This window comes from Vibrio sp. Y176 (assembly GCF_033438945.1).
Genome location: NZ_JAWOQS010000205.1, coordinates 1 through 908 on the forward strand (window position 1 = coordinate 1; position 908 = coordinate 908).

General features: G+C 49.8%; 1 protein-coding gene. It reads left to right on the plus strand.

Annotated features, from left to right (window positions below; genetic code table 11):
• Positions 1-40: 40 nt before the first annotated feature.
• The coding region (gene vopB, locus R7O13_RS25105; RefSeq protein ID WP_318304973.1) for a type III secretion system translocon subunit VopB at positions 41-908 on the plus strand (868 nt) is incomplete at its 3' end.

Sequence of the window (908 nt, forward strand, 5' to 3'; positions counted from 1 at the left end):
CATGTTAGAAGCGGTGAGAAACAAAAGGAGTAATTAGACTATGAGTTCTATTGCACTTGACCGCACTCAGACGCAGGTTTACATCCCTGAGTCTGGCCAAACTACGTTAGAGAACGTACAGAAAACGGCGTCTACTGCGACGCCTTCTGTAACGGTTGAAAACGTAAAGAGTAGAGATGCTGACACTCTGAACACAGGAAGAGTGAAAGTTCAGCTAGATGCCCCAAATGCAGCCGTGAGCGACAAAGTGACAGACTTGACGCTAAAAGCCATGGCTCAACTGCAAAAGATCGTCGATACCATCGCAAAAGCGCTACATGCTGTTGCCGATCAGACGGGTTCGATCGCAGTTAAAATCATCGCAGGTTCTGCGGACGATTTTGAAGTGGAGCTTGCGGCGATTACAGACAAACTGAAAAGTGCTCAGAACGAGCTGAAAATTCAGGAAGTGAAAGTCGCAAAAGCCAAACATGAACAAGAAATGGCAGAGAACCAAGAGAAAATCAAGGAATCAGAAGCCGCTGCTAAAGAGGCTCAGAAATCGGGCTTAGCGGCGAAGATCTTTGGTTGGATCAGCGCGGTTGTCTCCATTGTGGTAGGTGCCATCATGGTTGCTACTGGCGTTGGCGCGGCAGCTGGCGCGCTTATGATCGCCGGTGGTGTCATGGGTGCAGTAAGCATGGCGCTGCAAGAACCAGCTGTTCAAGACGCGCTAAAAGAAGCGGGTGTGAATGTCGATGTGTTGAACAAAGTGGTGATGGCATTAGAAATTGCTGTCGCTGTCATCGGTGCAATCGTGACCTTTGGTGGCGCGGCGGCTGGTGGCATCGCGAAACTTGCCGCGAAAAGTGCCAGCAAAATTGCGCAGAAAGTGACAGATATTGCCACGAAAGCTGCAGCCAATATGG